The 25,604-nt window shown below is 70.6% G+C and carries 26 protein-coding genes; 16 read left to right on the top strand and 10 right to left on the bottom strand.

Features of this window, described 5'->3' with window-relative positions:
- Window positions 1–6: 6 nt before the first annotated feature.
- From AB0M95_RS22935 to AB0M95_RS22925, 3 genes are all read right to left on the bottom strand, one after another.
- On the bottom strand, window positions 7–402 hold the full coding sequence (locus AB0M95_RS22935) for a cation transporter (protein WP_363767971.1): 396 nt from the start codon (window positions 400–402) through the stop codon (window positions 7–9).
- A gap of 370 nt (window positions 403–772) precedes the next feature.
- Window positions 773–1,588 (bottom strand): oxidoreductase, encoded by an 816-nt coding sequence (locus tag AB0M95_RS22930; RefSeq protein ID WP_363767968.1) that lies wholly within the window; start codon window positions 1,586–1,588, stop codon window positions 773–775.
- A complete protein-coding gene (locus AB0M95_RS22925) occupies window positions 1,500–1,790 on the bottom strand; it encodes an Atu4866 domain-containing protein (protein ID WP_363767965.1) in 291 nt (96 codons plus the stop codon). Before AB0M95_RS22925 ends, AB0M95_RS22930 begins: the two co-directional genes overlap by 89 nt.
- 129 nt (window positions 1,791–1,919) lie before the next feature.
- Between AB0M95_RS22925 and AB0M95_RS22920 the strand changes: the two genes are divergently transcribed.
- On the top strand, window positions 1,920–2,762 hold the full coding sequence (locus AB0M95_RS22920; protein WP_363767962.1) for a helix-turn-helix transcriptional regulator: 843 nt from the start codon (window positions 1,920–1,922) through the stop codon (window positions 2,760–2,762).
- A gap of 79 nt (window positions 2,763–2,841) precedes the next feature.
- On the opposite strand, the gene AB0M95_RS22915 is transcribed toward AB0M95_RS22920, so the two are convergent.
- The 4 genes from AB0M95_RS22915 to AB0M95_RS22900 form a co-directional block, all read right to left on the bottom strand.
- Window positions 2,842–4,071, bottom strand: coding sequence for an MFS transporter (locus AB0M95_RS22915; protein ID WP_363767959.1), 1,230 nt, complete (start codon window positions 4,069–4,071; stop codon window positions 2,842–2,844).
- Between the two features lie 77 nt (window positions 4,072–4,148).
- Window positions 4,149–4,874 (bottom strand): Atu4866 domain-containing protein, encoded by a 726-nt coding sequence (locus AB0M95_RS22910; RefSeq protein ID WP_363767956.1) that lies wholly within the window; start codon window positions 4,872–4,874, stop codon window positions 4,149–4,151.
- Between the two features lie 197 nt (window positions 4,875–5,071).
- On the bottom strand, window positions 5,072–6,436 hold the full coding sequence (locus tag AB0M95_RS22905; RefSeq protein ID WP_363767953.1) for an amidohydrolase family protein: 1,365 nt from the start codon (window positions 6,434–6,436) through the stop codon (window positions 5,072–5,074).
- Between the two features lie 608 nt (window positions 6,437–7,044).
- Window positions 7,045–8,067 (bottom strand): LysR substrate-binding domain-containing protein, encoded by a 1,023-nt coding sequence (locus tag AB0M95_RS22900; RefSeq protein ID WP_363767950.1) that lies wholly within the window; start codon window positions 8,065–8,067, stop codon window positions 7,045–7,047.
- An 84-nt stretch (window positions 8,068–8,151) separates the two neighbouring features.
- Between AB0M95_RS22900 and AB0M95_RS22895 the strand changes: the two genes are divergently transcribed.
- Both AB0M95_RS22895 and AB0M95_RS22890 read left to right on the top strand, forming a co-directional pair.
- Window positions 8,152–9,570, top strand: coding sequence for a ribulose-bisphosphate carboxylase large subunit (locus AB0M95_RS22895; RefSeq protein WP_358525073.1), 1,419 nt, complete (start codon window positions 8,152–8,154; stop codon window positions 9,568–9,570).
- Window positions 9,571–9,580: 10 nt separating this feature from the next.
- Window positions 9,581–9,892 carry a ribulose bisphosphate carboxylase small subunit gene (locus AB0M95_RS22890; RefSeq protein ID WP_363767947.1) on the top strand — a complete coding sequence of 104 codons (312 nt, stop codon included), beginning with the start codon at window positions 9,581–9,583 and terminating at the stop codon, window positions 9,890–9,892.
- A gap of 66 nt (window positions 9,893–9,958) precedes the next feature.
- Here the strand turns inward: AB0M95_RS22890 and hypB are convergent, their stop codons facing one another.
- The 3 genes from hypB to AB0M95_RS22875 form a co-directional block, all read right to left on the bottom strand.
- Entirely contained in the window at window positions 9,959–10,741 is a 783-nt protein-coding gene (hypB, locus tag AB0M95_RS22885) for a hydrogenase nickel incorporation protein HypB (RefSeq protein ID WP_363767944.1), read from the bottom strand.
- A gap of 6 nt (window positions 10,742–10,747) precedes the next feature.
- Window positions 10,748–11,086, bottom strand: coding sequence for a hydrogenase maturation nickel metallochaperone HypA (locus AB0M95_RS22880; protein WP_358525083.1), 339 nt, complete (start codon window positions 11,084–11,086; stop codon window positions 10,748–10,750).
- A 92-nt stretch (window positions 11,087–11,178) separates the two neighbouring features.
- Complete coding sequence (locus AB0M95_RS22875; RefSeq protein WP_363767940.1) at window positions 11,179–12,318, bottom strand: AraC family transcriptional regulator; 1,140 nt, start codon at window positions 12,316–12,318, stop codon at window positions 11,179–11,181.
- A gap of 125 nt (window positions 12,319–12,443) precedes the next feature.
- Between AB0M95_RS22875 and AB0M95_RS22870 the strand changes: the two genes are divergently transcribed.
- The 13 genes from AB0M95_RS22870 to hypE all read left to right on the top strand — a co-directional run bounded on the left by AB0M95_RS22870 (window position 12,444) and on the right by hypE (window position 25,552).
- Complete coding sequence (locus tag AB0M95_RS22870) at window positions 12,444–12,980, top strand: DUF1641 domain-containing protein (protein ID WP_358525087.1); 537 nt, start codon at window positions 12,444–12,446, stop codon at window positions 12,978–12,980.
- Window positions 12,981–13,059: 79 nt separating this feature from the next.
- On the top strand, window positions 13,060–14,031 hold the full coding sequence (locus AB0M95_RS22865; RefSeq protein ID WP_358525089.1) for a hydrogenase: 972 nt from the start codon (window positions 13,060–13,062) through the stop codon (window positions 14,029–14,031).
- A gap of 54 nt (window positions 14,032–14,085) precedes the next feature.
- Complete coding sequence (locus AB0M95_RS22860; RefSeq protein WP_363767936.1) at window positions 14,086–15,693, top strand: nickel-dependent hydrogenase large subunit; 1,608 nt, start codon at window positions 14,086–14,088, stop codon at window positions 15,691–15,693.
- A 125-nt stretch (window positions 15,694–15,818) separates the two neighbouring features.
- On the top strand, window positions 15,819–16,649 hold the full coding sequence (locus AB0M95_RS22855) for a hydrogenase maturation protease (RefSeq protein WP_363767933.1): 831 nt from the start codon (window positions 15,819–15,821) through the stop codon (window positions 16,647–16,649).
- Window positions 16,650–16,675: 26 nt separating this feature from the next.
- Entirely contained in the window at window positions 16,676–17,929 is a 1,254-nt protein-coding gene (locus AB0M95_RS22850; protein WP_363767930.1) for a tetratricopeptide repeat protein, read from the top strand.
- 5 nt (window positions 17,930–17,934) lie between these two features.
- Window positions 17,935–18,294: a hypothetical protein gene (locus AB0M95_RS22845; RefSeq protein ID WP_363767927.1), complete on the top strand. Its 360-nt coding sequence runs from the start codon at window positions 17,935–17,937 to the stop codon at window positions 18,292–18,294.
- Between the two features lie 10 nt (window positions 18,295–18,304).
- Entirely contained in the window at window positions 18,305–19,213 is a 909-nt protein-coding gene (locus AB0M95_RS22840) for a NifU family protein (RefSeq protein ID WP_363767924.1), read from the top strand.
- On the top strand, window positions 19,210–20,349 hold the full coding sequence (locus tag AB0M95_RS22835) for an NHL repeat-containing protein (RefSeq protein ID WP_363767922.1): 1,140 nt from the start codon (window positions 19,210–19,212) through the stop codon (window positions 20,347–20,349). The genes AB0M95_RS22840 and AB0M95_RS22835 overlap by 4 nt, the downstream gene beginning before the upstream one ends.
- Window positions 20,346–22,733 carry a carbamoyltransferase HypF gene (hypF, locus tag AB0M95_RS22830; RefSeq protein WP_363767919.1) on the top strand — a complete coding sequence of 796 codons (2,388 nt, stop codon included), beginning with the start codon at window positions 20,346–20,348 and terminating at the stop codon, window positions 22,731–22,733. The genes AB0M95_RS22835 and hypF overlap by 4 nt, the downstream gene beginning before the upstream one ends.
- Window positions 22,734–22,735: 2 nt before the next feature.
- Window positions 22,736–23,002, top strand: coding sequence for a HypC/HybG/HupF family hydrogenase formation chaperone (locus AB0M95_RS22825; RefSeq protein WP_358525308.1), 267 nt, complete (start codon window positions 22,736–22,738; stop codon window positions 23,000–23,002).
- On the top strand, window positions 22,999–23,742 hold the full coding sequence (locus AB0M95_RS22820; protein ID WP_363767915.1) for a HypC/HybG/HupF family hydrogenase formation chaperone: 744 nt from the start codon (window positions 22,999–23,001) through the stop codon (window positions 23,740–23,742). The genes AB0M95_RS22825 and AB0M95_RS22820 overlap by 4 nt, the downstream gene beginning before the upstream one ends.
- Window positions 23,742–24,404, top strand: a complete 663-nt coding sequence (locus tag AB0M95_RS22815) for an SIS domain-containing protein (protein WP_363768038.1) — start codon at window positions 23,742–23,744, stop codon at window positions 24,402–24,404. The genes AB0M95_RS22820 and AB0M95_RS22815 overlap by 1 nt, the downstream gene beginning before the upstream one ends.
- The gene (gene hypE / locus AB0M95_RS22810) at window positions 24,401–25,552 is read left to right on the top strand and encodes a hydrogenase expression/formation protein HypE (protein WP_363767912.1); all 1,152 of its coding nucleotides are present in this window, start codon (window positions 24,401–24,403) and stop codon (window positions 25,550–25,552) included. Before AB0M95_RS22815 ends, hypE begins: the two co-directional genes overlap by 4 nt.
- The last annotated feature ends 52 nt before the right edge of the window (window positions 25,553–25,604 follow it).

Here is a 25,604-nt window from a genome sequence, read left to right as displayed (position 1 = left end):
ATGTGGTCAGCAGCAGTCGCAGCCGGTCTGGCAGCCGCAGGCGTCGGCCTCCCGGCCGGCTTGCGGGGCGAGAGCGGTGTTCGGGGCACAGCAGCCCTTGCCCTGCCAGGCGTCGCGGCCTTCTTTTGCGGCGATCGCGGTGATGACGAGGGCGGCAGTCGGGTCGGCCCAGCTCCAAACGAGGGTGACATTGAGGATCAGCCCGGCGAGGAGGACGACGGACAGGCAGATGCAGAGCAGGGTCTGCTTGGAGTCGGCGACCGCGCTGGCGGAGCCGAGTGCGCGGCCGGCACGGCGCTGGGCAGCGGACAGGAACGGCATGACCGCTAAGGAGAGGGCGGCGAGGGCGAAGAAGGAGACGGCGATGGTCCGCAGCTTGGTCTTCTCCCGGGCCTGGCGCACGGCGTGCTCGTGGGCGGAGAACTGCCAGGCGACGGCGGCGGCGGAGACCTTGATGATGGAGTCGAGGCGGTTGTGGCGTCAGGTACTGGGCGCGCTGAACGACTCGTAGGCCACCGGCCGGAAGAAGGTCCTCGCCGAGGGCGCCGCCGAACTCGCGCGCATCCGGAGTGCCGCCGGGCCCCGGATGGGGGCGGCGTCATCCGTATCGCCGTGACCGAGTTCGGCGGCGCTGCTCGACCCCACCACTACGGCGGCCGCGCTGAACAAGCGGCGACGGGCCTGGCGTAGGCGGCGCGACCCGGTGACATCAGGAGATTCGTGGTGAGGATGGCCCCAAGGTTGGCGGCGCGTGTGCGCCGGCGGCACCGACTTACGGCGCGTCGTCGGGGGTGTAGTCGGTGGACAGGGTGAGGTCTTCCCAGGTGTCGAGGTCGCTCTGGACGGTTTCGCGTCCGGCTCGGACCAGGCGCAGGGCGTCGGAGCCGAGGACGAGGTGGGCCGGCGGATTCGCTTCGTCGAGGATGCGCAGAAGGGCGGCGGCGGCCTTGGCGGGGTTGCCGAGCTGGTTGCCGCTGGCGGTCTGGCGGGCGGCGCGGATGGGCTCGAACACCTCGTCGTAGTCGGGGATGGATCGCGGCGTACGGATCATGGAGCGGCCGGCCCAGTCGGTGCGGAAGGAGCCGGGTTCGATGGCGGTGACGTGGATGTTGAAGCCGGCGACTTCCTTGCCGAGGGCTTCGAGGATGCCTTCCAGTGCGTACTTGCTGCCGCAGTAGGCGGAAACGCCGGGGAAGGTGGCCAGGCCGCCCATGGAGGTGACGGCCAGGATGTGGCCGCGGCGGCGTTCGCGCATGAACGGCAGGACGGCCTGCACGGTGGCGGCGGCGCCGAAGACGTTGACGTCGAACTGGGCGCGCAGGTCGGCCAGGGGCGTCTCCTCGAAGGTGCCCTCCAGGCCGGGACGGTGAACGCCGTCGCGTCGGTGTCGTTGCGGACGGTGCCGACGACGGTGTGGCCGGCGTCCAGGGCGGCGGTGGCGAACGCCCGGCCCAGGCCGCTGCTGACGCCGGTGATCAGGAAGGTCCTCGCCGTGCGGGTCACGCCTGCTCCTCCTTGTACAGGACGAGGTGCTCGTGGAAGAGCACGCCGTCGCGGATGTCGCCGGTGGCGGTGAAGCCGGTGTCATCCACGTAGTCGAGGTGGCTGCCGGTCACCGTGTAGCGGCCGGTGTAGGCGCTGCGGTGGCCACCGCGGGCCTCGTCGTAGCGGCCGTCGGACAGCAGCTCCTGGCGGATGTGCCCGTCCGCGGTCACCCACATCCCGACCACGTCCACGTCACCGGTCTTTCGCCCGACGGCTTCCCGCGGCCCGCTCGACTGCTTTTTCACCTTGCGCTCCTTCTCGTCTGACTGTGCTGATCACCAGCGTGGGCGGGTCGGCGGGCGCGAGCCAGGGCGAGTCGTGCCTGGGTACGGCGCACCCAGGCAGCGGGGCGGAGGGCGGCGTAGCCTGGAGGGGTGAGCAGCAATGATCTCGGAGACTTCCTGCGCGCCCACCGCGCCCGCCTGCGGCCCGACGATGTCGGGCTCGCCTCCTACGGTGCGCGCCGGGTGGCGGGGCTGCGGCGGGAGGAGGTGGCCGTCCTGGCCGGGATGAACAGCGACTACTACGCCCGACTGGAGCAGGGCCGCGAGCGCAGCCCGTCTCCGCAGATCCTGGAGTCCATCAGCGGTGCGCTGCGGATGGACGAGCAGGCGCGGGAGCACATGTTCCGGCTGGCCGGTACCGCGCCGGACGGTCAGCGGCCGCAGCCGCGAGAGAGCGTGAGTCCCGCGTTGCGCCAGTTGCTGGACGGATACTCGAGCGCCGCGGCGTTCGTCCTGAACCCGGCCAACGACTTCCTGGCGTCGAACGCGCTGGCCGACGCGCTGTTCTCGCCGTTCGAGGACATGGACAACATGGCCCGCATGACGTTCCTCGACCCGGCCGCCCGGAGCTTCTTCACGCAGTGGGGGCGGGCTGCGGAGGCGGTCGTGGCCGGACTGCGTCACGCCACGGGCCTGGACCCGCACTACCGGCGTCTGCACGACCTCGTCGGCTCCCTGTCTCAGGAGAGCGAGGAGTTCGCCGCCCTGTGGTCCTCGCACACCGTCCACGGAAAGACCCGGGACGGTAAGGAGCTCGTTCACCCCGACGTCGGTGCCCTCGACCTGACCTACCAGACCTTCGACGTGCGCGGAGCGCCGGGCCAGCAGTTGGTGATCTACCACGCCGCACCCGGCAGCCCCGGTGCCCAGGCGCTCGCCCTGCTCGGCAGCCTCCACGTCACACGCCACCAGGAATCCGCCACGGAGCAGTAACGCAGCGGCACGGCCTCGTGCAGGTGAGCCCCTCGCACCATGTGGTGCGAGGGGCTCACCTGCACGAAATGGAAGGAGATTACTCCGGGTGCTGGTGGCGCAGGGTCGGCAGCGCTAGAACGGTACCCAGGACGAGCCCGGCGGCGGCGACGCGCAGGATGATGCCGAAGCCCTGCCCGGTCAGGGCGCCGGCCAGTTGCGGGCCCAGGCTGGCGCCGATGAACATGCTGCACGCGTAGAGGGCGACGGCCGCGCCCCGCGCGTGCGGGGCGGTGGCGTTCACGGTCTCGACGACAGCGGGCGCCCCGGTCGCGACGGCGGCCACGAACAGCAGCAGCGCCACGGCCAAGGCGATGGCGTGGCCGCCGAGCAGGGAAGCGGTGGCGACGGCGACGGCGGCCGTCCCCAGGGCGAGCACCAGTCGCCGCGGCGCGGCCAGCCGCGACAGCAGGGACGCGAGCAGCGGGACGGCCATCAGTGCGGGCAGCGCGCTCGCCCGCAGGGCCAGGATCGCGCCGGGGTGCCCGGCGATACCGGGCGGTCCGGCGGCGGCCACGGCCGTGTAGACGGCGACGAATGCGCCCATCAGGGTCGCGGTGGCCGCGTACAGGGCAACCAGGCGGCCCTTGCGCAGCAGCCGCGGCATCGCGGTGAAGGCCCGGAGCAGGCCACCGTCGGTGTCCCGGCGCGGGGTGGGGCTCAGGGTGCGGCGCACGGGCAGCAGGCTCAGGGCCATGAGGGCGGCGCTGATGAGGAACACCGCGCGCCACCCGGGCCCGGCCGCCACGGCCTGGGCCGCGATCTGCATGAGGACGGCGGCCCCGAGCATGCCGCTGGTGACACAGGTCAGCGCGATCGCGCGCCGCTGTGGTGCGAGGTGGTGGGCGATGTAGGAGAACGCGGCGGGCGCGAATGTCGCGGCTGTCAGTCCCTGGACGATGCGCAGGGTGATGGCCCAGGTCAGGTCCGGGGCCGTGCTGACCGCAGCGGTGGCTGCCGTTGCCGCCGCCAGCCCGGTGGTCATCACCGCGCGTGGCCCGTACCGGTCGGTGAGGGGGCCGGCGAGAAGGAATCCGGCGGCGTAGGCGAAGCCGAACGCGGTGACGGTCCAGGTGATCTTCTCGGGTGTGGTGTGCAGGGAGAGGGCCATGGGGTGGAGCAGGGCCAGGACGGTGTACATCTGGCCGACGACCAGGACACCGAGCGAGGTCAGCAGCGCGATTGCCGCGGTGGCGGGGGCCCGGTCAGGGGGTGCGAGCGGTGCGCCGGCCTGGGCCGGGTGCCGGGGGGTGAGGGTGGGACGGGACATGCGGACTCCGGGGGTACGGGCCGGCCGATCGCACGAGGGAGGTGCGATCGGCCGGGGAAAGACGTGGGGTGGCGTGGTCAGCGGCGGGTGAAGCGGTAGCCGGCGTGGTGCAGGCTGCCGTCCTGGAATTCGCCGAAGGCCCAAAAACCCAGGTCGTCGAGGTAGTCGATGCGGTTACCGGTGATCCAGTAGCGGCCCTGGTAGGCGCTGGGGCGCTCCCCGCGCGCCTCGTCGTAGCGCCCGTCGGGCAGCAGCTCCTGGCGCACGAAGCCGTCGTCGTCGACCCACATCCCCAGGAAGGGATGCGCCGGGTCGTGGGCGGGCGCACCCGCGGGGGCCGGCGCGGTGGTGGTGCCGGCCGCGTCGAGGGGGCGGCCGTTCCAGAGGCGGACCTGCCCGTCGGTGACCAGGAGGTCGAGGTGGCCGCCGCGGGCCGGTACCGCGCCGACGGGTATTCCGGGGGTGTCGGCCAGGCGCAGGACGGCGATGTCGGCGGCCCGGCCCGGGGTCAGGGTGGCGCTGGTGTGTGGGGCGGTGAAGTCGATGGCGGCGGGCAGGACGAGGGTGCCCGCGCAGTCGACGACGATCATGTTGTCGTCCCCGGCCGCGGTCAGCAGGCCGGGGCCGATCCCCACGATCACGGAACCGCCAATGAGGACGTCGGCTTCCTGCCAGTCGCCCAGCAGCGGATCGCCGGTAATGACCGTGCCGCCGGTCAGCAGGAGCGGGCACCCTTGCGGGTCACCCACGGCGCGCAGGACCTCGTCGTCGCGGCGCGGCGCCGTCCAGGATGTGGTGGGCATGTCGGTATCTGCTTTCGGTGTCGTCGGTGGTGCTGGGTGAGGCCCTGATGCCGGGCGCGCGGGCTCTGCCGCAGTCCCGTTCTCTCCCGCGAGATGGCGGGTGCGCGCCCCGCTCTCCGGGCCGGGTGAGGCGGCGCACCGCTTCCCTGAAGCCTGGAGAAGGTGCTGCTCGGATCTTCGAAGCGAAGGGACGGTGCTCAGGCCGCGGGGGTGTTGAGCACGTACTCGCGGGAGGCGTGGACCTCGTCGCGCAGAGCGCGCAGGTCGACGTCGAGGACCTGGCCGTTCCATTTGCGGGGTTCGCCGTTGATGAGGACGGCGCTGATGTTGCGCGCGTCCGAGCCCAGGACGATGGTGCCGACCGCATCGTTGAGCGGCATGTTGTTGAGGTCTTCCGCCTGGATGACCAGGAGGTCGGCCTTCTTGCCCGGAGTGAGCGAACCGGTGACGCCGTCCAGGCCGTTGGTACGGGCGCCCTGGAGGGTCGCGAAGTCCAGGACGTCGTAGGTGGTGATGCGGGCCGGCTGCCGGTCGGTGCCGTAGACGGCGTTGACCGCGCGCATCCGCTGGATGGCGTGCAGGGCCCGCATCTGCGTGAACATGTCGCTGACCAACGCCACCTCGACGTCGATGCTCAGACCCGGCCGCACCCCCACCGACAGGGCCTCGTCGACTGCGGGGATCGCGGTCTCCAGTCCGATCTGGGCGTCCGAGGTCGGGGCCAGGGCAATGGTCGTTCCGCTCTCCCCGATCGCCTTCCACGCCTGGGGGGTCAGGCCGGTGGCGTGGATCAGGGTGAGGTCAGCGCCGAGGATGCCGGCCCTCTCCCATTCCAGAACGGCCTGCGAGGAAGAGATACCGAACACGGCGTCCACGCTCACCCCGATGCCCAGTTCCTTCGCCGTGCGGGCGAGTTCGGGGCCGTAGGCGAGAGCGGCCCCGGCGATCTCGTCGGTGGCCAGCGCGGCCAGCCGCAGGGTCAGCAACTGGTCGTCACTGGCGAAGTACTTCTCCTTGAGCCGGGCCAGGTCACCGGGCCACTGCTTGTCCCAGTCGCCGAAATGCGGGCCCATGGAAGCGTGCACACCGCGGATGCCACTGTCGACGAGAGCCTCGACGGCGGCGTCGGAGTGCTCGGGGGTGCGGGAGTTGTGGGAGAAGTCGAGCATGGTCGTGATGCCGCTGTCGATCGCCGTCAGAGCGGCCAGCTTCGTCCCGACGTACATGTCGTGGGGCCGGTAGACCGTGGCGTAACCGGCAAGAGTGGACATGACGTAGGCGCCGAGGTCGTCGACGTCCGGCATGATCCGGCGCAGCTGCGTCTCCCAGGCGTGCCGGTGGGTGTCGACGAAGCCGGGGGCCAGGATCGTGCCGGTCGCGTCGACGACCACCGCGCCCTCCCGGCTCAAGCCAGGGCCGACGCCGAGGATCGTGTCGCCTTCGACGAGCAGGTCCGCGCCGTACAGGACACCGGAGTCGGGGTCCATGGTGACGATGGTCGCGCCGGTGAACAGGATGCGCCGCTTCGGGTCGGCGGATCGGCGCTGAAGCTGTTCGAGCACAGCAGGACTGGTGGTGCCAGAGGCGATCAAGGAGAGATCCTGTTCGTCATGCCAGGGCAACGGGCCCTCGCGGAGTGAGCTGTGACCTCAGCTTCGGCCCAGTCGACGGCGGCAACCAGGCTGCCATCTGCCCAGGTACAGCACACCCAGGCTCGCCATCGCCCTGCGACACCACGACGCTCAGGAACCGGTCGCCGCCGCCCGGCATCTCGGCGCCGGCCACTCCACCCTTATCGCCTACGACGAGGCCGCGGCCACCGACACACCACATGCCGCCGGCCACTGACGATCTCGTATCGCCAGACAGTCAGCAGCGCCGACAGCCACAGTTGACAACCGGAGCCCGGGGAGACCATCCAGTCCATCGGCACATCGACTCACAGATCGCACGTCGTGTGAGCTGCAACGATGAATACTCTCGGTGCGTAGAAGGACACACACGGTGGATCACTCAAGGTCGATCTTCAGGTCAGGCCTTGACGACGATCAAGCGATGACCACGACCGAACGCTCCGCCAGTGCCCTCTGCTCTAATACGGCATTCCGGCGGTCACGGCTGCCTGACAATCCCCTGAAAGCGTGGAGACGGTCCTATGCCACAGCGGCCCTCAGCAGGGCCGTTGATGCGGTGGATGCGGTGGGGTCGGGTGCGCGGGGGTGGTGAACTCTCCCGAGGCTACGACGTGGCGGACGAACAGGGCCGCGGTGGCGGGCAGGCCGCCTGGGTGGGCGATGAGGTGCCAGTCTCGGCGCAGGGGCGTTCTCGGGGTGTCGAGCACGGCGATCGCGCCTGATGCCAGGTCGCGTGCCACCGCGTCCCGGGACATCAGGCTGACCCCGAGGCCCGCGATCACGGCCTCCCTGATGGCGGCGTTGGAGCCGATGGTCATCGTCGGCGGCGCGATGTCCAGCTCCTCCAGCAGGACCTGGGTGCTCGCCTGGGTGCCGGACCCGTGCTCGCGGAGCAGCCAGGTCTGGTCCTCCAGCCATGCGCGGCGCCGTTCCCATGGTTCCGGCGTTCCGGCGGGCCCGTCGCCTTTCGGTGGTTCCATGCGAGCGGTGTGGCCGTCGCCTTCCGGTGGTTCCATGCGAGCGGTGTGCCCGTCGCCTCTTGGTGGTTCCACGGGAGCGGCGACGATGAGCAACTCGTGCCGGCGCATGGCGAGCACGGTCCATCCGGTGGGGGGACGGCCACCGACGACGAGGTCCACCTCGTGACGGTCGAGTAGCTCGTGGACCCGCTCCCGGTTGCCGATCTCCAGATTTATCTGGACCCGCTGATGGGCCTGGCGGAAGGCATGCAGCAGGCGAGGGACGAGTTGCTCCCCGGCGGGCGTCACGGCGGCGATCCTCAGCTCGCCGCCCTCGGGGTCGGTCTCGCCTAGGGCGGCCGTGCGTCCCGATTCGAGCAGGCCGAGCGATCGGCGCACGTATCCGGCGTAGACCTCTCCTGCTTCGGTCAGTTCCAGCCCGCGGCCCGAAGGGCGCAGGAGTTGGAGGCCGAGCGACCGCTGCAACGCCGCCACCGACGCCGACACCGCCGACTCGGTGACCACGAGGCGCTTGGCCGCCGCCCGCACCGAGCCGGTCTCCGCCACCGCCAGGAAGGTTCGCAACTGGGTCAGCGTCATCACACACTCCATCAAGCTTTTACTTGATTATCACGACAGAACTCTCAATAGACAACTGGACAATCGGCGATGGAGGGTAGGGCCATGGACAGATTGAGTTCAGGGGTCATCCCCTACGCGAAGCTCGGCTACTACGACCCGGACTACGTGCCCAAGGACACCGACGTGCTGTGCGCGTTCCGGATCACCCCGCAGCCGGGGGTGCCGCCGGAGGAGGCCGCGGCCGCGGTGGCGGGCGAGTCGTCCACCGCGACCTGGACGGTCGTGTGGACCGACCGGCTGACGGCGTACGACCACTACCAGGCCAAGGCGTACCGGGTCGACGAGGTGCGTCCCGGCGAGTACATCGCGTACATCGCCTACGACATCGACCTGTTCGAGGAGGGGTCGATCCCCAACCTGACGTCGTCGATCATCGGCAACGTCTTCGGGTTCAAGGCCGTGAAGGCGCTGCGGCTGGAGGACATGCGCATCCCCCTTGCGTACGTCAAGACCTTCCAGGGGCCGCCGCACGGCATCGTGATGGAGCGCGAGATCCTCGGGAAGTACGGCAGGCCGCTGCTCGGTGCGACGATCAAGCCGAAGCTGGGGCTCTCGGCGCGGAACTACGGCAGGGTCGTGTTCGACGCGCTCAGGGGCGGGCTCGACTTCACCAAGGACGACGAGAACATCAACTCGCAGCCGTTCATGCGCTGGCGGGACCGGTTCCAGTTCGTCAGCGAAGCCGTCAGGAGAGCGGAGGAGCGGACCGGGGAGATCAAGGGGCACTACCTGAACTGCACCGCCGCGACGATGGAGCAGATGTACGAGCGGGCCGAGTTCGCCAAGGAGGTCGGCAGCCCGATCATCATGATCGACCTCACGATCGGCTTCACCGCGATGGGGTCGATGTCGAAGTGGGCCAGGGACAACGGAGTGCTGCTGCACCTGCACCGTGCCGGGCACTCGACCTACACGCGGCAGAAGAACCACGGCGTCAGCTTCCGGGTGATCGCCAAGTGGTGCCGGCTCCTCGGCGTCGACCACATCCACGCCGGGACCGTGGTCGGCAAACTGGAAGGCGACGCCCAGGTGACCAAGGGCTACTACGCGACATGCCGCGACTCGTTCACCTCGGTCTCCCCGGAACAGGGCCTGTACTTCGAGCAGGACTGGGGTTCGATGCCCGGCGTGATGCCCGTCGCCTCGGGCGGCATCCACGCCGCGCAGATGCACCAGCTCGTCGACCACCTCGGTGAGGACGTGGTGCTCCAGTTCGGGGGCGGCACCATCGGCCACCCGATGGGCGTGGCCGCGGGCGCCACCGGCAACCGGGTCGCGCTCGAAGCCGTGGTCAAGGCCCGCAATGAGGGCCGTGACCTGGCGATCGAAGGACCGGCCATCTTGAAGGAAGCCGCCAAGCACTCACCGGAGCTGGCGGCGGCCCTCGCGACCTGGGGCGACGTGGAGTTCGCCTTCGAGTCGACCGACCAGCCCGACGTCATGTCGCCCGCGGGCGCGTGAGAGGAACACCATGAGAATCACCCAGGGAGCCTTCTCCTACCTTCCCGACCTGTCCGACGACGAGATCCTCGCCCAGATTCGCTACGCCGTCGGGCGCGGCTGGGCGGTGGGGGTCGAGCACACCGAGGACCCCAGCCCGAGGAACATCTACTGGGACATGTGGGCGCTGCCGCTGTTCGACCTGGACGACCCCGCGGTCGCGCTCGCGCAGGTGCGGGAGTGTCGCGCCGCCCATCCGGGCAGCCATGTGCGGGTGACCGCGTACGACGCCTCGCTCGGGCGCCAGACAACGGCGCTCAGCTTCATCGTCCACCGTCCCTGAAGCGCCGGATCCGGCCGGGGCTGGGACCGGGCTCAGCCGCGCCCGGTCCCGCCGGCATGCCCGGAGCTACGTACCGGACTTGACATCGGTCAGCCAGGCGCACCACTCGGCGACTCCCTCGCCGTTCTTCACGCTGGTCTCGATGACCGTCGCGGCCGGGTTCACCGCGCGCAGGTTGGCGTAGAACGCGTCCAGGTCGAAATCCAGGTACGGCAGCAGATCGATCTTGTTGACGATGACCAGGTCGGCCGTGCGGAACATGACCGGGTACTTCAGCGGCTTCTCCTCGCCTTCGGTGACGGAGTAGACCATCGCGCGAGCGTGCTCGCCGACCTCGAACTCCGCGGGGCACACGAGGTTGCCGACGTTCTCGATGACGACGAGGTCGAGCTCGTCCAGGGGCAGCCGGGGGAGCGCGGAGCGCACCATCGGCGCGTCGAGATGGCATTCGCCGCCGAAGCCGTCGCCGGTGTTCACGAGCGCGACGGCCGCGCCGAAGCCTCGCAGGCGATCGGCGTCCAGACTGGTCTCGATGTCGCCCTCGATGACGCCGACGCGGACACGGCCCTGAAGGCGCCGCAGCGTCTCGCGGAGCAGGGAGGTCTTGCCGGCTCCCGGCGAGGACATCAGGTTGACGACCGTCACCCCGGCCGCGTCGAAATCGGCGCGGTTTCCGGCGGCCGTACGCTCGTTCTCGCCGAAGATCCGCTCGAGCACGTCGACGCGCTCGGCGCCGGTCTGGTAGCCCGAGTGGTCGCCGAGATCGTGACCACCGCCGGCCGCCGTGGTGTGCCCGTGGCCGTGCCCGTGTTCGTGTTCGTGTCCGTCGTGTTGATGGAATCGTCCCATCGATGCTCACGCCTCCGCGAGTTCCAGCGAAGTGATCAGGAATTCCTCGCCCGCGACGATCGACACCCGCGGGCTCCCGCACGACCCGCAGCGCATGACCGGCGCGGTGAGCGTCTCGGCGTGCTCGCATTCGGTGCAGCGAATGCGTGCCGGGATGCTCTCGACCCGCAGCTCCGAGCCGTCGAGCGCGGTGCCTTGGATGACGATGGACCAGCAGTAGACCAGGGTGTCGGGGACGATCTGGCGCAGATGGCCGACCTGGACGTGCACGGTGCGCACCGGTCGTTCATCCGCGTGTTCGGTGACGATGCCGGCGATGGAGCGGCAGATCGACAGTTCGTGCATGGCAACCGGCTCCCTCGTGGGTGCCCGGGGATTTCGCAGAGGTTACACGTTAAGGCACGGGGCTTCCAACCCTGGGGATCCGCCCCTGGGCCTCACGAGGAGGTTGAGGACCCATTGCGGAGGGTGTCGGACGGTGATTCGCCCCAGCGTTTGCGATAGAGCGTCGCGAAGTTGCTGAGGTGGGTGAAGCCCCAGTGCTCGGCGATGTGGGTGACCGTGACGCCGTCGGACGGGATCGCGTCGGTGAGTTCCTCGCGCGCCCGTTCGAGCCTGCGGTCGCGCAGGTAGCTCATCGGCGTGGTGCCGAGCTCGGCCTGGAATCCCTGCTGGATCGCCCGGACGCTCATGTTCACGTGCCGGGCGATGTCGTTCATGGTGATCGGCTCGGCCAGATTGGCCTCGATGAAGTCGAGGGACAGCCGCACCGCGGGCCTGGCCGGCTTGCCCGTCGGTCGTACGAGCTGCTCGTAGTAGTTGGACGGCTGCACGAAGAGCAGGCTGCTCATGATCAGCTCTTCCAGCGCGCCGACGCCGTGCCCGCGCTGCACGAGTGATCCGGTGTGGAATATCTCGGTGTTCAGGAGCTGGAGCGCGCCGTTCCAGCGCACCGCCGTGTCGCTGATCAGCTCCATCTCGGGCTCGAAGACGATCGGACGGGTCAATGTCCTGCCGAGCAGCCGGGCGACGTAACGGGTGAGCGCCTCCTGCTCGATGCGGATGATCAGCTGTGGCGAGTCGTGGTCGAAGCGCATGACGACGCTCTGCCCGGGACAGGTGATGATGGCGCGGGTGGTGTTCGCCTCCAGCCTGCGGCCGCCCTGGTCGCACAACGCCCGGCCGTTCATCGGCATGTGCACCGCGATGTACGGGCCGATGACGGGAAAGTCCAACGTGGCGGCGACGTGCAGGTCCATGTACAGCATCGACACGTCGCGCAGTCGCACGCCGTGCAGGCTCGCGGCGAAGCGGTTGGAGTCGAAGCCCGTCAGGGTGAGCCGGTTGTCGGAGAGGGCCTGCCCGATCAGCAGGGAGGCGTCGTGGAGATCATCGGTGTAGAAGATCTCGTGGGCTTCGAGCGCGCGGGGGATCCCGCGCGAGCGGGCTCGTGGGCGTACGGGGTTGGCCGTGCGCCTGGCGTCGATGAAAGTGAACTTGGCCAGCCGCGACATGATCGACTCGATTCCCCCTGCTGCGCCGCTGATCTTCGCACAGATGGCAGTGATTGTGCGCAATCGTGGCAGCGCGTGCGCCTGAGTGATAGTCAGCCAGCGTACGGCATTCCTAACATTGGGCCTCTCCTGTTCATGTCAACTTCTTTTCCGTCCGGTTAAGAAGTGCGTCCTTCACGGAGGCACATGTGGCATCGGACCGTCAGCTCACCGCGCCGCCTCACGGCGACTCCGTGCTGTCGAAGCTCGACGACCCCCGCGTGGCCGAGGCGCTGTGCGACCTGCTTGACCACGCCGACCTGCTGGCCATCCTGGTGACGGGCCTCGACGGGTTCGTGCGGCGCGGGGACACGATCGCCGGAGGTCTCGCCAAGGCGGTCGGAGAGCTGCGCGGCGCGATGGCCGCCGCGCCCGAGGCGCTGAAACCGCTTGATCTTCCGAAACTGGCAACGAGCCTGCGCACCCTTTCGGGCGCGGTCTCCGAGGCGACGCCCGGCTTGGAGCTGCTGCTGAAGTCGGAGCTCACCGATCCGGAGGTCGTCGAGTTGGTCTCGCTGGCCGCCCGATCCCTGCGGAAGGGCGCCGAGCAGGCCAGGCTCGAGCCCATGGGGCCGATCGGTGTCTTCTCGCTGATGCGAACCCTCAAGGACGACGACGTCGCACGCGGGCTCGGCTTCCTGATCCAGGTGGCGAGAGCGCTCGGGCGCGAGATCAGCGAAACCTGACCACGGCGCGGCACGCGCCGCCGCCTTTCATGTCCGTCCCGCGGAGCCGTGGTACGGAGAAGTTCCGGAAGGGGATCCCATGTCATCAGTGCTGTGGCTCCAGGGCGGTGCCTGCAGCGGCAACACCATGTCGTTCCTGAACGCCGAGGAACCGAACGTCGTCGACCTGGTCACGGACTTCGGGCTGGACCTGCTCTGGCACCCCTCGCTCGGTCTCGAACTGGGCGAGCACGCGCAGAAGCTGTTCTGGGACTGCGCCCAGGGCACGAAACCGCTGGACATCTTCGTCTTCGAGGGCACCGTCATCGAGGGGCCTGACGGCACCGGCCGCTACGACATCTTCGCCGGCCGGCCGATGAAAGACTGGGTGACCGATCTCGCGGCGGCCGCCCAGATCGTCGTGGCGATCGGGGACTGCGCGTGCTGGGGCGGGATCCCCGCCATGGAGCCGAACCCTTCGGGCTCGACCGGCCTGCAGTTCCACAAGCGCGAGCGGGGCGGCTTCCTCGGCCCTGACTTCCGCTCAGGGATGGGCCTGCCCGTGATCAACATCCCCGGCTGTCCCGCGCATCCCGACTGGATCACGCAGATCATCGTGGCGCTCGCCACGGGACGGGCCGGTGACATCGCGCTCGACGAGCTGCACCGGCCGCAGACCTTCTTCAAGACGTTCACCCAGACCGGATGCACCCGCGTCCAGTTCTTCGAGTACAAGCAGTCGACCACATCCTTCGGCGAGGGGACACGCAGCGGATGCCTCTTCTACGAGTTCGGGTGCCGCGGCCCGATGACCCACTCTCCGTGCAACCGGATCCTGTGGAACCGCCAGTCGTCCAAAACCCGGGCCGGCATGCCCTGCACCGGGTGCACCGAGCCGGAGTTCCCGTTCTTCGACCTCGCGCCCGGCACGGTGTTCAAGACCCAGAAGGTGAGCGGGCTGATCCCCAAGGAGATCCCGGAGGGCAGCGACCACCTCACGTACATGGCGCACGCCGCCGCGGCCCAGATCGCCGCGCCGCAGTGGTCCAAAGAAGACATGTTCGTCGTGTGACCCGGCCGCGTTCCCCATCGCCCGCGCCGGACGTGAGAAAGGACTGACCCGTCAATGACAGCGATCGACCTGTTCGTCAGCCCCCTGGGCCGCGTCGAGGGCGACCTCGACGTGCGGGTGACGATTGAAGACGGCGTGGTCACCTCGGCCTGGACCGAGGCCGCGATGTTCCGGGGCTTCGAGATCATCCTGCAGGGCAAGGACCCGCAGGCCGGGCTGATCGTCTGCCCGCGCATCTGCGGCATCTGCGGCGGCAGCCACCTCTACAAATCCGCCTATGCGCTCGACGTCGCCTGGCGGACCCACATGCCGCCCAACGCAACGCTCATCCGCAACATCTGCCAGGCCTGCGAGACCCTCCAAAGCATCCCTCGCTACTTCTACGCTCTGTTCGCCATCGACCTGACCAACAAGAACTACGCGAAGTCCAAGTGGTACGACGAGGCCGTGCGTCGCTTCACGCCGTACGTCGGCACCAGCTACGGCCCCGGGGTGGTGTACTCCGGCAAGCCGGTCGAGGTGTACGCCATCTTCGGCGGGCAGTGGCCGCACTCCAGCTTCATGGTCCCCGGCGGTGTCATGTGCGCGCCCACGCTGTCGGACGTCACCCGCTCCATCGCCATTCTCGAGAACTGGAAGGACCAGTGGCTCGAGAAGCAGTGGCTGGGCTGCTCCGTCGACCGCTGGCTGGAGAACCGCACCTGGGAGGACGTGCTCGCCTGGGTGGACGAGAAGCCCTCGCACTACGAGAGCGACTGCGGGTTCTTCATCCGCTACGGTCTGGACATCGGCCTGCACAAGTACGGCGGCGGCGTCGGCAACTACATCGCCAGCGGCACCTACTTCGAGCCCTCGATGTACGAGAACCCCACCATCGAAGGGCGCAACGGCGCGCTGATCGGACGCTCCGGGATCTACGCCAACGGGCAGTGGCACGACTTCGACCAGGCCCGGGTCAGGGAGGACGTCACCCACTCCTTCTACGAGGGCACCAAGGCGCTGCACCCGTTCGAGGGGGAGACCAGGCCCATCGACCCCGAGGTCGGCCGGGCCCAGGGCAAGTACAGCTGGGCGAAGTCGCCGCGCTACGAGGTTCCCGGCCTGGGCTACGTGCCGCTGGAAGCGGGTCCGCTGGCCCGGCGGATGGCGGCGGGCGGCCCGAACGCCGCCCTGCACCAGGACAACGACCCCCTCTTCGTGGACATCGTGAACACCATGGGCCCGTCGGTGCTGGTACGCCAGCTCGCACGGATGCACGAGGCGGCGAAGTACTACAAGTGGACGCGGGCCTGGCTCGACCAGATCGACCTGCATGACAGCTTCTACACCAAGCCGACCGAGTATGCGGAAGGTAAAGGCTTCGGGTCTACCGAGGCGGCCCGCGGCTCGCTCTCGGACTGGATCGTCATCGAGGACGGCAAGATCGCGAACTACCAGGTGGTCACGCCGACCGCCTGGAACATCGGGCCTCGCGACGGGGACCAGGTGCTCGGCCCGATCGAGAGCGCCATGGTCGGTTCGCGCATCGTCGATCAGGAGGACCCCGTCGAGCTGGGGCACGTCGCCCGTAGCTTCGATTCGTGCCTGGTGTGTACAGTGCACGCCTACGACGGCAGGACCGGACGCGAGCTGAGCAAGTTCGTGATCAATGGAACGGTCTGACACCCGTCGGCCGGGATTCTCCGGCGCCCTCCGGCCGGCGGCGACCGGCCGGAGGGCCTCCGGCGTGCGGGGGACCACCCCGCCGAAGCGGCTCGTTTTTCACGGCGATGTGAGGAAGTGATCCGATGACGCGGCTCCATGAGGAACCGATCGAGGGCACGGAGGTCCACGCGTGCCAGGTTCTCGTCGTGGGCTGCGGCAACCTGCTCCGCGGCGACGACGGAGTGGGTCCCGTCCTGGTCCGGCACCTGTGGGAGCACGGTGTGCCCGACGGCGCGCGGATCGTGGACGGAGGGACCGCGGGCATGGAGGTGGCCTTCCGCATGCGCGGAGCCCGCAGGGTCGTCCTGGTCGACGCCGCGCGGACCGGCGCGACGCCCGGGACGATCTACCGCGTGCCGGGCCCCGCCGTGGCCGACCTGCCCCCGCTGGGCGGCCTGCACACGCACTCCTTCCGCTGGGACCACGCGCTGGCCTTCGCCCACTGGCTGCTCAAGGACGCCTATCCCGACGACGTCACGGTGTTCCTGATCGAGGCCGAGCGCGTCGACCCGGGCGCGGAGCTCTCCCTGGCGGTGCGGCAGGCCATGGAGAAGGTGATCGTCCTGATCGAAGACGACTTTCTGGCCGGGCTCAGACCCCCCGGATCCGAGCGGCCGAGGGTGGAGTTCACCGAGGACGGATATCTGCGGCTCGGCGCAGACCTGGCCGCGCGCCGCTTTCCCGGCGACGCCGCGGTGGCCGTCCGCCGCGACGGCGAGCTCTGGCTGATCCCGTTGCGCGGACCGCAGGGCGGTGGCCTGCTGCTGAAGCAGCGCACTCCCGAGGGCGACCGCTGCGTCCTGGTCCGCGAGGTGCTGGACGACCGGTTCCCGGTGGGGACGCACCCCGCGATCTGGGACGACACGAACGGCGCGCTCCGTGTGCCGCTCCAGGCGGAGCGGTGGTCGCCGTGAACGGCTCGTGTGGAAGCGGTGAGTACATGATCGACGAGGTCCGTGCGGAGCCCGCCGCCCGCCCGCAGCCGCTCGGGGTGTTCCCGCTGCCCGCGGGGTTCTTCCTCGTCCCCGGTGGAGAGGACACCGAGGCGTGCCGGGCCGACCTCGTGGCGGGCCGGGTACCTCAGAGCTGGCCGCCCGCGCTGCGCGCACACGAACTCGCGCTGGCGGGGGACATCGACGGGGCACGCGCCGAATTGCGCGGCGACGACCCCGTCACCAGGTACAACCGGTTCGTCGTCGATCCGGACGGCGAGGATCCCGCCCGGCTGCGCGAGGACCTCGGCGAACCGTTCGCCGTACTGGTGGACCTGGTGTCCTTCGTCCTCGGACGCGCCGACGGTCCTCCAGAGCTCGGCACGGCCGACGGCGAACTGGCCGCACTGGTCCTGTCGGCACAGGCCACCCAGGCCGTGGACCGTGGCGAGCCCGAGCGGGCACTGCGGCTGCTCGACGAGGCCGTGACGCCGGCTCTCGGCGTGTCCCGCCCTCTGGCGGGCGTGCTGCTCGGCGCCGCGGCCGTGATCCGCAAGGACGCGCACGTGCCCGGAACGTCCGGGCCGGCCCGGGAGGTGGTGGACACCCTGGAGCGGGCACTGGAACTGCTGGACGGCACCGACCTGCGGGTCGCGCAGGCCGAGATGCACCTGACGCTGGCGCTGACGCTGCACGAGGAGGCGGGCGAGCGCCGCGACCTGCTGGTCAGGGCCGTGAAGCACTACCACGCGGCGCTGCGGCTCGTGACCTCCGGCGAGGCGCCCGAGCTGTGGGCGGCGGCCCACGCCAACCTGGCCATCGCCTACCTCACCATGCCGATGACGGAGGCGTCCGACCAGCTACGCCAAGGGGTCGCGGTACGGTCGCTGCGCTCCGCGCTGAAGGTGTACACGCCCGAGACCCATCCGGAACGGTGGGCGAGCGCCCAGCTCAACCTCGCCAACGCGTTGGTCTACTTGCCTTCCCGGCGCCAGGGCGACAACCTCGTCGAGGCGGTCGAGCTGTACGAGGCGGTGCTCGAGGTGCGCGACCGTGAGCACGACCCCCTCGGGCGCGCCCGGGTGCTGGCCAATCAGGGCAACGCCCTGGCGCACCTGGGCATGTTCGACCACGCCAAGGCCAAGCTCTACGAGGCGCGGTTCATCTTCGAGGAGTTCCAGGACGGGGAGTCGGTCCGCACGGTGCGCACCGTGCTGGACGAGATCGCCCGTCAGACGACATTGACCAGGACCCAGGGATAGGTGCCATGGACGCCTACCTACGGCAGCAGTTCGACGTCATGCTGCTCACCGCCGCGGAACGGTTCGCCGAGCGGATCGTCCAGCGCTGCGAAGGCCAGGACAACGCGCTGCGCCGCCTGCGTACCGACCCGCAGGGCGAGGGGGTGTGGCTGGACGAGTACGTCGACGCGGTGTTCGCCGACTTCTGTCTCGACGACGCCGCCGGTTCCGCGTTCGTGTTGCAGGCCCTGCACAAGCGGCAGGTGACCGTGGACGACACCGGGACCGTGTCGGACGTGCTCGCCCGGCTCGCCAGGAAGGCCTTCGCCGAGCTCCTGGCGGCCAAGGTGATCGAGGCCATGGACCGGGCCGAACGGTACGGATGAGGGACGAGAGATGAGCACGACCGCGGCAGAACAGCCCCAAACGGAACGGGCCCAGACGGAACCGGCCTTCACCGAGCTCGCCGGGCGGGTGGACGACGCCGTGCGCCGGGTGGCGGAGCTGGACGGCGAGGCGCGGCGCACCGCGGAGGAGCTCAAGGCGGCCGTGGAGGCCGTCCACCGCGCAGGGCTGGTCACGATCGTACGCCGGATGCGTGCGGACGAGCGGGCACGTGAGCTGCTGTTCGAGCTGGTCGACGAGCCCGAGGTGCGCCTGCTGCTCACGCTGCACGGGATCATCCGGCCGGACCCGCTCACCGAGGCGAAGCGCGTGCTGGAAACCGTCCGCCCGTCGCTCCAGTCTCACGGCGGCGACGCCGAGCTGGTCCGTGTCGAGGACGGCGTGGCCTACGTGCGGCTGAAGGGCGCCTGCAACGGTTGCTCGATGTCGTCGGTGACGTTGCGCGACGGCGTCGAGGAGGCGCTCGTCAACGGTGTCGCCGGCATTACCAAGGTCGAGGTGGTGCCCGACGAGCCGTCGCCGACGCTCATCCCGCTGAGCGCCGTGCGGGTCGGCAGGGATCCCCGGGAGGAGGGATGGGTGCGCACCACGCCGGTCGAGGACGTCCCGGACGGCAAGGTCACCCCGATGCGCCTGGTCACGACCGCCGGCAAGGAGGTCGAGGTGATCGTGGTGCGGCTCGGCGGCCGGCTCAACGCCTACGTCAACGCCTGCGCGCACCAGGGCATGCCGCTGGACGCGGCGCTGCTGGACGGCGACGCCGGCACCCTCACCTGCCCGTGGCACGGATTCTGCTACGACGCCATGTCGGGCGAGTGCATGAGCATGCCGGGCGCGCAGCTTGAGCAGCTTCCCCTGCGGGTCGACGACGGATACGTCTGGATCAGGGGTGACGCGTGAGCGGGGTGCGAGTACAGGACGTGAGCCTGGCCGCGGGCTGGACACCGCAGACCTGGATCGGAGCCCCGGCGCCCGGCGGCCTGGCGCTGCCTCCGGCGAACCCGACGATGGCCTGGCTGTACTCCCCGCGCGGGGTGTTCCTCGACGACCGTCACCTGGTGGTGGCGGACTCCGGCAACCATCGGGTGCTCATCTGGCATGGCGTGCCGGACCAGGACGAGCAACCCGCCGACGTGGTCATCGGCCAGCCCGACGGCGTGACCGAAGGCCCGGGGGCGGGTGGGCGCGGACCCGAGCACGGGCTGCACCTGCCCACCGGGGTCCTTGTCCACGAAGGACGGCTGGTCGTCGCCGACGCCTGGCACCACCGCGTGCTGGTGTGGGACGAGGTGCCGCGACGTACCGGCCGGCGGCCCGACCTCGTGCTGGGCCAGCGCGATCTCTCCTCGGCCGAGCCGAATCGCGGCGGGGAGTGCTCGGCGAACTCGATGTACTGGCCCTTCGGGATCGGCGTCGTGGACGGCTGGTTCTACGTGGCCGACACGGGCAATCGCCGGGTCCTGGCCTGGGCGGACGGCATCCCGGGGTCCGCCGACCGGCCGGCCGACCTGGTGCTCGGCCAGGCCGATCCGAGGCACCGGGAGGAGAACCGCGGCGAAGGGGTCGGACCGGCCAGCTTCCGATGGCCGCACGCCGTCACCGGAGCCGCCGGCCTGCTGCTCGTCGCCGACGCGGGCAACCACCGCGTCCTCGGCTGGCGTCCCCGGCCGGAGGCGGACCGCGGCGCCGACCTCGTGCTCGGTCAGCCCGACTTCCACAGCGCCACCGAGTTCCCGTACGCGCCGCAGCGCGCCGACGGCTTCCGCTTCCCGTACGCCGTGTCGCTGGACGACGGCCGCCTGGCGGTGGCCGACACGGCGAACAACCGGATCCTGCTGTGGGACGGCCTGCCCGGGGGCGGGCGCCCGGCCGACGCGGTGCTCGGGCAGACCTCCTTCGAGGCCGGCGGCGAGAACCGCTGGTCCGGCGTCGAACGCGACACCCTGTGCTGGCCGTACGGGTTGTGGCTGCACGGCGACCGGCTGGCGGTCGCCGACTCGGGCAACAACCGCGTCGTGATCTGGCGGCGGACATGACCCCGGCGCAGGCCCCGTCGAAACCGTCAGCGCCCCCGGACGTCCACTCCACCCCGGATGCCGTCCGGCGCTGCCGGGTCACGGTCGAAGGGGTCGTGCAAGGGGTCGGATTCCGGCCCTTCGTCTACCGGCTGGCCACCGAACTCGGCGTCGTCGGCTTCGTCGGCAACGATTCCCGCTCGGTGTTCATCGAGGTCCAGGGCCCAGGCATCACGGTGGAGGAGTTCCTCAGGCGGTTGAGGACCGACGCGCCACCGCTGGCCGACATCGCGGCCGTGCGCGCCGACCCGATGGCGCCCTCCGCCTCGGACCCGGGCTTCCGTATCGTGGCGAGCCGCGGCGCAGGCGGTGCCCGCACGCTCGTCCCGCCGGACGTGGCGCTGTGCGACGACTGCGTGCGCGAGCTTTTCGACCCGGGTGATCGCCGTCATCGCCATCCCTTCATCACCTGCACCAACTGCGGCCCCCGGTTCTCGATCATCCGTTCGCTGCCCTACGACCGGCCCGCGACGACCATGGCGGACTTCCCCATGTGCGACGCGTGTTCGGCCGAGTATCACGATCCCGCCGACCGGCGTTTCCACGCGCAGCCGCTGTGCTGCCCCGATTGCGGGCCCCGGCTGTCCTTCGAGACCCCGGAGTGGACCGTCATCGGCTCCGACATGGCGCTGGCCGCGGCCCAGCAAGCGCTGGCGTCCGAGCTCGTGGTGGCGGTGAAGGGGGTCGGCGGATACCACCTGGCGTGCCTGGCCGGCAGTGCGAACGCCGTACGGCTCCTGCGGGACCGGAAGGCACGAGCCGGGAAACCGTTCGCGGTGATGGCCAGGGACCTCGATGTGGCACGGCGGCTGGCCGAGATCGACCCGGCCGAGGCCGCGGCGCTCACCGGCCCGGCACGCCCGATCGTGCTGCTGCGCCGCCGGCCGGACGCGCCCATCGCCGAAGGCGTGGCGCCGGACAACCCGCTGATCGGGGTGATGCTGCCCTACTCGCCGCTGCACCACCTGCTGTTCGCCCCGGTTCCCGGCTTCTCCGGCCCGATTCCCGAAATGCTCGTGCTGACCAGCGCAAACCTGTCCGACGAGCCGATCTGCTTCGACGACGAGGACGCCCGCACCCGGCTGCGGCCGCTGGCCGACGCGCTGCTCACCCACGACAGGCCGATACACGTGCCGTGCGACGACTCGGTCGTCCGCATCGTCGACGATCACGAACTCCCCATCCGCCGCTCGCGCGGGTACGCGCCACTGCCGGTCAGGCTGGGCCGCCCGGCTGAGGCGATCTTGGCGGTCGGCGGGGAGCTGAAGAACACCTTGTGCGTCACAGGCGGGCGGCACGCGTTCTCCTCGGCGCACATCGGCGACATGGGAAGCCTCGCCACGCTGCGGGCCTTCGAACGCTCGGCCACCCAGCTCACGACCTTGTACGACGTGCGGCCGGTCCGGCTGGCCGCCGACGCCCACCCCGGCTACCTCACCCGGAGCTGGGCCGAGCGCCATGCCGGCGACCGGCCGGTGGAGCTCGTGCAGCATCACCACGCGCACGTCGCCTCGCTGCTCGCCGAGCACGGCCGCCTGGGCGAGCCGATCGTCGGGGTCGCCTTCGACGGCACCGGCTACGGCACCGACGGCACGATCTGGGGCGGCGAGGTGCTGCTGCTCGGCGCGGACGGCCACCGCTTCACCCGGGCAGGCCACCTGCGTGCCGTACCGCTCCCCGGAGGCGACGCCGGGGTCCGCAACCCCTGCCGGATGGCGCTCTCCCACCTCACCTCCGCCGGCATCCCCTGGTCGCCCGACCTGCCTCCGGTGGCCGCGTGTGAGGCCGCGGAGCTCCGCGTCGTGCGCGCCCAGCTTGCCAGTGGCACGGGCTGCGTCGACTGCACCAGCATGGGACGGCTGTTCGACGCGGTCTCCTCGCTGCTCGGGGTCCGCCACCGCGTCGGCTACGAAGGGCAGGCGGCGATCGAACTGGAGGGGCTCGCGGCCACGGCGGCCCCGTCGGCCCGATACGGTCCCCTGCCACCGCTGCGGCTCGCCGTCGGCGCCGACGGTACGCTCGACGCGGCCCCGCTGCTGCACGGCCTGGTGGACGGGATGCGCGGTGGCACGCCGGTCGCGGACCTGGCGGCGGCCTTCCACGAGGCGGTGGCGGTGGCCGTCGCCGAGCTCGTGACACAGGTCGGCCGGGAGCGGGATGTCCGGCTGGCAGGCCTCACGGGAGGCGTGTTCCAGAATGTGCTGCTGCTCCGCGCCTGCCGGGACCGCCTGCGGTCGGCGGGGTTCGAGGTGCTGACCCATCGTGTCGTACCGCCCAACGACGGTGGCCTCGCGCTTGGGCAGGCGGTCGTCGCGGCGCTGCGGGCGAGTGAGAAGGAGGGGTGACCATGTGTCTGGGCATTCCAGGCAGGATCGTCGAGGTCTGGGAGGAGAACGGGACGACGATGGCGCGTGTCGACTTCGCCGGTGAGACGAAGAAGGCGTGCCTCGCCTACCTTCCCGATCTCCGCGTCGGCGATTACACCCTGGTGCACGCGGGATTCGCGCTGACCCGGCTGGACGAGGAGTCCGCACTGGCCACGCTCGACCTGATGCGGCAGTACGAACTGATCGAGGCTCCGGGCCCCGCCGAGACCTCGGCGGCACCGCGATGAGCGCCCCCACCGCCCCGGTCATCGCCGCCGGTGGACTGGACGAGGAGTCGGCCGCCGACCTCGCCGCCGCCGCGCTCGCCCTGGCCCGCCGCTTCGCCGCCGGCGCCACGCTGTGGTGCGTGTCGCCGTCCTGGGCGCCGCACGCCCACCACGTCGCGGTGGAGTTCGTCCACCCGGTCGTCGTCGGAAAGCGAGCGCTGCCCGCGGTCGCCGTGACCGGCCCCGACCCGGTCGCCATGGCCCGGGTGTCGGTACGGCCCGGAGACGTGATCCTGGCCGTGGCCGCCGCCTCCGACCCCGAGGTGTGCTCGATGATGCGCCGCGCGCAGGCCTGGGGGGCGGCCACGGTGTGGATCGGCAACGGCCCCCGGCCGCCGGCCGGCGCGGCCGACCACGTGCTGTGGCTGGAGGACCCGGACCCCGCGCTGCCGGTGACCGGCCGGTTCGTCCTGCTGTACCACCTGCTCTGGGAGCTGACCCACGTCTGCTTCGAGCATCCCGGGCTGCTCACCCCGGCCGACCCCGAGTGCGAGGGGGAGACGTGCGTCACCTGTGGCGACGAAGGAAGGATCGGTGAGGTGATCTCACCGCGGATGCCGGATGACGGCAGGGCGCTGGTGCGCACCGCGACGGGGCGGGAACTCGTGGACACCCTGCTCGTGGAGCCGGTGGAGGCGGGAGACCTGATCCTCGTGCACGCCGGCTCGGCGATCACCCGGCTCGACGGGGACGGTGCGTGATGACCCCTGAGAGCACCGGCTTCCTCTACCCGTTCCTCGAAGCCGAAGAGCACGACGCGACGTCATTGCTGGCCGACCTCGCCGCCTCGGCGCGGGCGAAGGCCGCCGAGAGCGCCGCCCTGCAACACTCGACCTTGCAGGAGTGCGCCGGGCAGATCGCGGACGCCGCCGACATGATCGCCGAACGGTTCGCCGCCGGCGGGCGGATGTACACGTTCGGCAACGGCGGCAGCTCGACCGACGCGGCCACGCTGGCCGACCTGTTCTCACGCCCCCCGCACGGCAGGCCGCTGCCCGCGTGGTCGCTGGCCGCCGACCAGGCGGTGGTCACCGCGCTGGGCAACGACGTCGGCTTCGACCTGGTGTTCTCCCGGCAGATCATCGCGCACTCGGGCGGGCACGATATGGCGGTGGCCCTGTCCACCAGCGGGAACTCGGCCGATCTCACGCTCGCGCTGGCCGAGGCGAAACGCCGGGGGCTGCTCACGATCGGCTTCGCCGGCTACGACGGCGGCCGGTTCGCCACCGACGACCGCGTCGACTTCTGCTTCGTGGTGCGCTCCCAGAGCGTTCACCGGATCCAGGAGTCCCAGGCGCTGCTCGGCTACCGGATATGGGCCGCGGTGCAGCACCGCCTGGCCGGAGGGGAGGGACCCGGATGAGCATCGGTGACACCACGGTCGACAGGACGGTCGACAGGACGGTCGACAGGACCGGCGGGCAGCGGACCGGGCCGGTGTTCCGCGAGGATCAGGTCCTGGAACGGATCGACGAGTTCCGCCGCCGCCGGCCACGGCTGCTCGACGAGGTCGTGACGCTGGCGCACGGAGCGGGAGGCAAGGCCTCCGCCGCGCTCGTCGACGCCGTCTTCGTGGAGGCCTTCCGCAACCGGGAGCTGGAGGAGCGCGGCGACGGCGCGGTGCTGTCATTGCCGTCCGGGGAGAAGCTGGCCTTCAGCACCGACTCCTTCGTGGTGCACCCGCTGCGCTTTCCCGGCGGCTCGATCGGCCATCTGGCCGTACACGGCACCGTCAACGATCTGTCGATGATGGGCGCCCGGCCGTCCTGGATCTCGGCGGCGTTCGTGATCGAGGAGGGCTTCCCGATCGCCGAGCTGCGCCGGATCGCGGCGGACATGGCCGAGGCGGCGCAGGCGGCGGGGGTCGAGGTGGTGACCGGCGACACCAAGGTCGTCGCCTCCGGCGCCGCCGACGGCCTGTTCATCACCACGTCCGGCGTGGGCCTCATCCCCCCTGGACGGGCACTCTCCGCCGGCGCGGTACGGGCGGGCGACCGGGTTCTCCTGTCGGGGTCGATCGGCGACCACGGGATGGCCGTCATGCTCGCCCGCGGTGATCTGGGAATCGAGGGCGACATCCGGTCGGACACCGCGCCGCTCAACGGCTTGGCAGAGGCTCTGCTGGAGGCGGCGCCCTCCACCCGCTGGCTGCGAGACCCCACGCGGGGCGGTATCGGGACGGTCTGCAACGAGCTTGCCCAGGACACCGGGCTCGGCGTGGTGCTCGACGAGCTCGCCCTGCCGGTGGCCCCGGTGGTGCTGGGCGCCTGCGAGATGCTCGGCATCGATCCGATCTACGTCGCCAACGAGGGCAAGCTCGTGGCGGTCGTGGCGCCCGAGGAGGCCGACGCCGCGCTGGCGGCCATGCGGGAGCACCCGCTCGGCCTCGGGGCCGTGGCCGTCGGGGAGATCACCGACCAGCTGGCCGCGACCGTCGCGCTGCGCACCGGTCTCGGCGGCACCCGGATCGTGGACATGCTGGTCGGCGATCCGCTGCCCCGCATCTGCTGATCAGACGAGGACGACGCCGCGGGCTCCGCTCGCGGTGTGAAGGAGGCAGTCA

The sequence above is a fragment of the Sphaerisporangium sp. NPDC051017 genome (genome assembly GCF_040683095.1).
In the GTDB taxonomy this organism is placed as follows: domain Bacteria; phylum Actinomycetota; class Actinomycetes; order Streptosporangiales; family Streptosporangiaceae; genus Sphaerisporangium.
Note: the sequence above shows the minus strand (reverse complement) of the source record. Positions and strands in the feature narration are given on the sequence as shown.

What these genes read in the sequence shown, in the direction of transcription:
- AB0M95_RS22930 (WP_363767968.1), bottom strand. Translation starts at nt 1,588, where the DNA reads ATGACACCGGCTTCACCGCCACCGGCGACATCCGCGACGGCGTGCTCT.
- AB0M95_RS22915 (WP_363767959.1), bottom strand. Translation starts at nt 4,071, where the DNA reads ATGTCCCGTCCCACCCTCACCCCCCGGCACCCGGCCCAGGCCGGCGCA.
- AB0M95_RS22910 (WP_363767956.1), bottom strand. Translation starts at nt 4,874, where the DNA reads ATGCCCACCACATCCTGGACGGCGCCGCGCCGCGACGACGAGGTCCTG.
- AB0M95_RS22900 (WP_363767950.1), bottom strand. Translation starts at nt 8,067, where the DNA reads ATGACGCTGACCCAGTTGCGAACCTTCCTGGCGGTGGCGGAGACCGGC.
- AB0M95_RS22895 (WP_358525073.1), top strand. Translation starts at nt 8,152, where the DNA reads ATGGACAGATTGAGTTCAGGGGTCATCCCCTACGCGAAGCTCGGCTAC.
- AB0M95_RS22890 (WP_363767947.1), top strand. Translation starts at nt 9,581, where the DNA reads ATGAGAATCACCCAGGGAGCCTTCTCCTACCTTCCCGACCTGTCCGAC.
- hypB (WP_363767944.1), bottom strand. Translation starts at nt 10,741, where the DNA reads ATGGGACGATTCCATCAACACGACGGACACGAACACGAACACGGGCAC.
- AB0M95_RS22880 (WP_358525083.1), bottom strand. Translation starts at nt 11,086, where the DNA reads ATGCACGAACTGTCGATCTGCCGCTCCATCGCCGGCATCGTCACCGAA.
- AB0M95_RS22865 (WP_358525089.1), top strand. Translation starts at nt 13,060, where the DNA reads ATGTCATCAGTGCTGTGGCTCCAGGGCGGTGCCTGCAGCGGCAACACC.
- AB0M95_RS22860 (WP_363767936.1), top strand. Translation starts at nt 14,086, where the DNA reads ATGACAGCGATCGACCTGTTCGTCAGCCCCCTGGGCCGCGTCGAGGGC.
- AB0M95_RS22855 (WP_363767933.1), top strand. Translation starts at nt 15,819, where the DNA reads ATGACGCGGCTCCATGAGGAACCGATCGAGGGCACGGAGGTCCACGCG.
- AB0M95_RS22850 (WP_363767930.1), top strand. Translation starts at nt 16,676, where the DNA reads ATGATCGACGAGGTCCGTGCGGAGCCCGCCGCCCGCCCGCAGCCGCTC.
- AB0M95_RS22845 (WP_363767927.1), top strand. Translation starts at nt 17,935, where the DNA reads ATGGACGCCTACCTACGGCAGCAGTTCGACGTCATGCTGCTCACCGCC.
- AB0M95_RS22840 (WP_363767924.1), top strand. Translation starts at nt 18,305, where the DNA reads ATGAGCACGACCGCGGCAGAACAGCCCCAAACGGAACGGGCCCAGACG.
- hypF (WP_363767919.1), top strand. Translation starts at nt 20,346, where the DNA reads ATGACCCCGGCGCAGGCCCCGTCGAAACCGTCAGCGCCCCCGGACGTC.
- AB0M95_RS22825 (WP_358525308.1), top strand. Translation starts at nt 22,736, where the DNA reads ATGTGTCTGGGCATTCCAGGCAGGATCGTCGAGGTCTGGGAGGAGAAC.
- AB0M95_RS22820 (WP_363767915.1), top strand. Translation starts at nt 22,999, where the DNA reads ATGAGCGCCCCCACCGCCCCGGTCATCGCCGCCGGTGGACTGGACGAG.
- AB0M95_RS22815 (WP_363768038.1), top strand. Translation starts at nt 23,742, where the DNA reads ATGACCCCTGAGAGCACCGGCTTCCTCTACCCGTTCCTCGAAGCCGAA.
- hypE (WP_363767912.1), top strand. Translation starts at nt 24,401, where the DNA reads ATGAGCATCGGTGACACCACGGTCGACAGGACGGTCGACAGGACGGTC.